Origin of the sequence: Psychrobacter sp. (assembly GCF_035469765.1) — a bacterium.
GTDB lineage: Bacteria > Pseudomonadota > Gammaproteobacteria > Pseudomonadales > Moraxellaceae > Psychrobacter.
Map to the genome: position 1 here is coordinate 1 of NZ_DATIRM010000052.1, position 5,154 is coordinate 5,154.

Annotated in this window: 2 protein-coding genes, 1 tRNA gene and 1 pseudogene; 3 read left to right on the plus strand and 1 reads right to left on the minus strand. The window is 41.3% G+C overall.

What is annotated here, in order from left to right:
- Window positions 1–54: 54 nt before the first annotated feature.
- Window positions 55–131: transfer RNA gene (locus VLN09_RS01300), tRNA-Asp, on the plus strand.
- A 334-nt stretch (window positions 132–465) separates the two neighbouring features.
- Here VLN09_RS01300 and VLN09_RS01305 read toward each other — a convergent pair.
- Window positions 466–978, minus strand: a pseudogene (locus VLN09_RS01305) (5-methylcytosine restriction system specificity protein McrC); the annotation flags it as partial.
- Between the two features lie 685 nt (window positions 979–1,663).
- On the opposite strand from VLN09_RS01305, the gene VLN09_RS01310 reads away from it, so the two are divergent.
- The gene (locus VLN09_RS01310; RefSeq protein ID WP_325243347.1) at window positions 1,664–4,021 is read left to right on the plus strand and encodes an ATP-binding protein; all 2,358 of its coding nucleotides are present in this window, start codon (window positions 1,664–1,666) and stop codon (window positions 4,019–4,021) included.
- A gap of 33 nt (window positions 4,022–4,054) precedes the next feature.
- Window positions 4,055–4,993, plus strand: coding sequence for a response regulator (locus VLN09_RS01315; protein ID WP_325243349.1), 939 nt, complete (start codon window positions 4,055–4,057; stop codon window positions 4,991–4,993).
- The last annotated feature ends 161 nt before the right edge of the window (window positions 4,994–5,154 follow it).

Genomic DNA, 5,154 nt, shown 5'->3' on the forward strand with positions numbered 1-5,154 from the left:
TATTTTAGCGAAGTGGACCTCTTCATAAAGGTAAAAACGCTAAAGATGACCTAAGCAGCGGTAGTTCAGTTGGTTAGAATACCGGCCTGTCACGCCGGGGGTCGCGGGTTCGAGTCCCGTCCGCTGCGCCATATTTAAAACGAATTTAAACTTTCGGGTTTAAGCAAGTTTCGCCTCAAGTATTAGTTTGCTTGGGGTTTTTTTGTGTCTGTGGATTTGTTCAAGTCTTTTGTTTATATAGGTTTGTTATTCTATCTCTATTGTCCCATCAGAAGTAACTTACTCTCTCTTGCAGCATCCGATATAAGGTTATGCGCAGACAGTCTGCCTTTTAAAAATCGGTGACCATCTACTCGGTGACCAAACGGTGACCATTTTGTGGCCAAGGTTGTTAAAAGCTAGTTACAGTAAGCGATCCTTTAAATTTATGTTTATTTATAAGTCTAATTAGTTTGAACATCAATCTCAAACTTGAGGTAAACATGGAAAGCGTACTACCCATTCACCCATAATCACTTTGTCAGTTTCTATACAAAATGGTACAGCCCACAATCTCAAATCCTTTGCTAAATGAAGGCATGCTAAAGGTGTTTCGAACTGATGATGTCTAGGGTAAATAAGCATCATGTCCCCACAACCATTCAAATACTTATGACCATAAGCAAATAACTGATAAATATCCGACTGGCTGATATTGAAGTTGTTATCACTGTCACCGAAGCTTATTAACTTCCATTTGGTATCCATTATATGATGACTATTATTGTCCTTACTAATTAGCAAATCAGGCTTCAATTGAAAGCGCGATTTTAAACCTTCTTGATCATCAATTTTGTTATTGACCATGTACTTACTAGAAGCTTGTGTTTTAAGTTGCCAAGGCGCTTGGATATCTCGTCGTAAGTAGCTTGCTACATATTCTTCAAACAAGCGTTCCATAGGAAATAGTAATGCAATACCTCGATGCTCTCCCTTTTGGAAATTTGGATTATAGAAAGCTTGTTAGTTAATATGATAACGACGGTCATTAATCAACCTTTTAATATCACTGTTAAATAACTCACCAATATTTGAGTTTATATCTCCAGTTTGAATAAACCTTTCTGAACTTGGTTTATTAGGGTCATTAAGTACCCAACCAATACGCTCCCAATCTGAAAAGAAGTGGGTACAGGCAAAGTTTATATGCTAAGACTGGATGGAAAATAATTTACCTAAATTATTCAATGATATGCATTGCCTATAGTGAGTTTAATCAGAAATATGCATTATCATATATTCTACAGTTGATAGTATTTGTAGTCACTTCTCTGCTCCATGGTCCAATTAGAGTGGGCTTTCCAATAATAAGGACTGTCTCTTTAGCTATACTTTCTTCCTTATCTAAAGCAATAATGGCATTGCAAGCCTGACGTAGGCTCGCAATAAGAGGAATGTCGTTTATGCTAAAAAAGTCGCAAAAACAAATAATGAAGAGATCGTATAGCTGCCGCGCATAAAGAGACAATAGCAAACATACGGTCAAACACGATTTTTGTCATCATATTGTCATAACGGCATCGTATTCTTGAGCTCACTATAAATAGCGGTTGCGTATCACTCATATCTTTAGTCATTCACTGATTTGTTGATAACAGTTAGCGCATAGATATCAGGTGTGTTTATGAAGGTTGTTGATCGGTTTGGTAGTATCTCCACCCGTATACTGATTATTTTAACATTGGCTTTTTTACTCATTATTTTGCTGGTGTACTGGGTCATCGAAACCCAAGCTAAGCCGCACATACTGGAGATGACCTCAGAGACAGTGGTTGAAACAGGTAACGAAGCCATCAATAGCATTATGGCGAGTATCAATCATGTCGACGGATTGGCCAAAGCCACCAGTACGATGGCTGGTGGCTTACCAAAAGAAGATATCCTTTATAAAGAAACCTTTGGTAATCTCATGCAACAAATGGATCAACGCATTGTAGGCGGTGGCGTATGGTTTGATCCAAATATGTACGCTGAGGGTAGAGAGCGGCAGTCATTTGTGTGGGCGCGCGATAGCTCAGGCAATATGCAGCCATTAGCGCGCTATAATCAAGCGCGCCAAACGCCTAATCCCTATTATCGTGATTGGTGGTACATTCCTGCAATGTACGCGCGTCATGACCACTGTGTTTGGAGCCGTGCATATGTCGATCCGGTGAGTAATCAGCCGATGATGACGTGTGCCAAGGCTTTATACGACAGTCGCAATCAGGCTTTTGATGGAGTGGTGAGTTTCAATCTGCTATTAGACAACCTCGGCGAGGCGATGAAAAAGTGGCAAGATAAGCTCGGTGGTTATGTCTTTTTAGTAGACTTGGATAATCGGTTTTTGACCTTTCCAGATCAGTCGATGGTCATGCACGCAACTAAAGATAGCGGTCAGGGCGAGGTCGTAACGGCACGGCAGTTAGCTGAGAGCAACCCTAGCTTTGCCCCTATTGCGGACAGTCTAGATAGCATTAATCAGACACTGATAGATGAGGCAGTAACTAAAGATGAAAGCCGCTATACACTCGCTGCTCGTAGTATTCTAAGTACGACCAATCTGAATAAAATCAGCGAGCAAGAGTCCAAATTGCTCTCAGCATTATTGCTGTTAAATATCGATCAAACGTTTAATTTGGTAGACAGTCATTTGGTCGATACCATCGCTGTGCCCAATGATTTTGTGTTGCAGCAGCCCGCCACCGCCTTCGTGTTTCGCATGCCGTTTACGTATTGGAAGATGGTCATCGTCAAGCCTGATAATGACATGATGAGCGTGGCAAATGCGCTGTCTAATAAACTCATTCAAGCCATGCTATTGGGTTTCATTCCTATCTTGTTATTGACCGCCTGGGTGTTTCGTCGTTACTTTACGCGTCCTTTAAAGCATATGGCACAGTCAGTGGCTGATATGGGGGTGTTGATTGAACAAAAAAAATATCAACAATTAAGCGCGCACAAACTGCCTCATTCAAATGTCAGCGAGATTCAAATCATCAGTGAGCAGACCAATCAACTGATTGATCGTGTTGTCGAGAATGAAGGTGCACTTGCTGAAATCAATGTTCATCTAGAAAAACAAGTCGCCGCACGCACGCAAGACTTACAGCAAGCCATGGATGAGTTAAAAGCCTCACAAGTGCATCTGGTGCGCTCCGAAAAAATGGCTACGCTTGGCCAAATGGTGGCAGGTGTGGCGCATGAGGTCAACACGCCGCTAGGCTACGTGCGAAGTAACATGGAATTGGTTGGCGATAATCTCATGCGTTTTGATGAGTTGCTACAGCATACCGATCAATTATTGCAGGTCTTAAAAGCACCAACTATCAATCAAGAACAAGTCGAGCAACTGATAGAGCAAACCTTACAATGCTGCGAGGAAATTAAAGAAGATGAGGTCAGTGAAGATTTGGCCGATTTGATTAAAGATGGACTTTATGGCGTTGATCAGATTGCAGAGCTGGTAGTCAGCTTGCGTGACTTTTCTCGAATTGATGAATCTAAGGTAAAGGATGTTGATATTAATGATTGCATCAATACCTCATTGATTATGGCGCGCAATAACTTAAAAACTCTAGACGTCAAAACCAATCTAGCCGAGCTGCCGCCGATTCAATGTAATCCTTCACAAATCAACCAAGTATTATTAAACCTGTTTAATAATGCTGCCCAAGCCATGCCGATTGATCATAAAGGAATATTACAGGTCAGCTCGTCTATCGATAAGGCGCAGCGGCACATTGTCGTGAGTGTCAAAGACAATGGTGTCGGTATCCAAGAAAGTACGCTGGCGCAGATTTTTGAGCCGTTTTTTACCACCAAAAAAGCAGGCGATGGCACGGGGTTGGGATTGGCCATTACGGCACAAATCATCGAGCAACATGGTGGATACATCGAGGTTAGCTCAATCGTTGGCGAGGGCGCGACATTTACCATCAAATTGCCGATACAGTCTAGCGCTCATGAACATAAACCTTCACAAGCCTTATTTGAAAGTTGAGAGACTTCCAATAACTTATTTAAAGAGAGCATCATGCAAAAACCAAAAATCGCTTTTATCGATGATGAGCCACGCATTTTACGCAGTTTAAAAATGCATTTTCGCCAGTCACATGATGTATTTACCACTACTGATGCTAGCGAATTGATGAAGTATGTCAGCGAGCATAATGTACAAGTGGTCATCAGCGACCAACGCATGCCAGATAAGCAAGGTACAGAAGTGTTGCGTGATATCAAAGCGGCCTCACCAAATACGCTGCGTATTTTGCTGACCGGTTATGCGGATCTGAATGCAGTAATTGACTCTGTGAATGAGGGCGAAATTTATCGTTATATCACAAAGCCATGGCAAAATGATGAGCTTAAACAAATCGTCAATAAAGCCACAGAAATTGCTCAGCAAACGCAAGAAATCACCCAAAATACTATTCAAGGTAATGACACTCAAAAAGTTAGTGGTGGCAGCACTGGCAGCAAGCGTAATATATTGGTATTAGATGACGACGAGAGCGTCTATCAGCAAATAAAAAGTCACTTTAAGAGTGCTTATTCAGTGAGTTGGGCCAGTAATCTCGAACAGGCTGCAAAGTTATTACAAAAAAAACGCTTTGGCGTCACTATTACGGATTCGACACTCAATAAAGAAAATATTACCCCCATTGTTTATGCCTTAAAAAACATCCAGCCAGATTTGATGGTTCTTATGTTGACTGAATTCAAAGACGCCCATATGGTCATTGATTTAATTAATAAAGGTCAAGTATATCGCTGTCTACCACGGCCGACCAACTTCTCTATCATGAGTATCAGTCTTGATCGTGCTTTTGATCATCACGAAAGATTGGTAGAACAGCCGATACTGGCGGCTCGCCATCATGTCGAAGAGGTGACAGAATCGGAGGCTTTGAATTTTTCTGAAAGACTTAAGGGTTTCTTTGCCAAATTCAGAGGTTGGCGTCTTATTAAATAGAGTAGGACAGGCTAAACATAGCCTATCCATGGCTTGAATGTATCATTGCCTCCTACTCGCATAAAAAAATTTGGTGGTGTATCAAAAAGTATGCTGAGGAAATAATGGAAGGGTGACAGTCGAAGCAAGATGATATATTTGAGGTTATGAAGACACAAATA

Excerpts from the sequence above, each read along its gene's own strand:
- VLN09_RS01310 (WP_325243347.1), top strand. The coding sequence starts at position 1,664 with ATGAAGGTTGTTGATCGGTTTGGTAGTATCTCCACCCGTATACTGATT.
- VLN09_RS01315 (WP_325243349.1), top strand. The coding sequence starts at position 4,055 with ATGCAAAAACCAAAAATCGCTTTTATCGATGATGAGCCACGCATTTTA.